Here is a 721-nt window from a genome sequence, read left to right as displayed (position 1 = left end):
ACTCACGTCATTGAACTTGATGGCGCGTTAATCGAAGGGTTAGAAATTGGTGCGTCTGTAGCGCACAATGGCTGCTGTTTAACTGTGACGAACATCGATGAAAATCGAGTCAGCTTTGACTTGATGCAAGCCACGCTTGCGTTGACCAACTTGGGGCTTCTCGAAGAAGGAAGCGCCGTTAACGTTGAGCGCGCTGCTAAATTTGGTGACGAAATCGGTGGGCACAGTATGTCTGGTCACATTAGCTTAATGGCAAACATTGTGGATGTGATTGATACGCCGAACAACCGCACAATTTGGTTTGAGTTACCACAAGAGTCGATGAAATATGTTCTTGCGAAAGGTTACATCGGTATCGACGGCTGCTCGCTAACCATTGGAGAAGTTGAAGCAAACCGTTTCTCTGTGCATTTGATTCCTGAAACTTTACAAAGAACCTTGTTTGGCAGTCGACAGGTGGGTGACAAGGTGAACATTGAATTCGATCCACAAACTCAAGCTATCGTTGATACTGTTGAGCGCGTACTGGCGGCTAAACAGTTGTAGCTGGAACGCAGATTTGGCCTTATATAGATGAAGAAAAAGGAGCAAAGAGGCTCCTTTTTCTATTTTAAATGGATTTAAAACAATACCAAGGGTGGCTACTCGTAGTTGTCATCAATAAACAACTCGACTTTATCTTGAAGTTCGTCCACGCGCATATTTAAATGAATCGCATGGC

The 721-nt window shown here is 44.4% G+C and carries 1 protein-coding gene and 1 pseudogene; one reads left to right on the top strand and one right to left on the bottom strand.

The window, feature by feature from the left end:
• The coding region (locus tag R7O13_RS26890) for a riboflavin synthase subunit alpha (RefSeq protein ID WP_318305211.1) at positions 1-546 on the top strand (546 nt) is incomplete at its 5' end.
• Between the two features lie 95 nt (positions 547-641).
• Here the strand turns inward: R7O13_RS26890 and R7O13_RS26885 are convergent.
• Positions 642-721: pseudogene (locus R7O13_RS26885) on the bottom strand (CPXCG motif-containing cysteine-rich protein); the annotation flags it as partial.

The sequence above is a fragment of the Vibrio sp. Y176 genome (assembly GCF_033438945.1).
The sequence above is the reverse complement of the archived record's forward strand: the minus strand, read 5'-3'. Positions and strand labels throughout refer to the sequence as shown.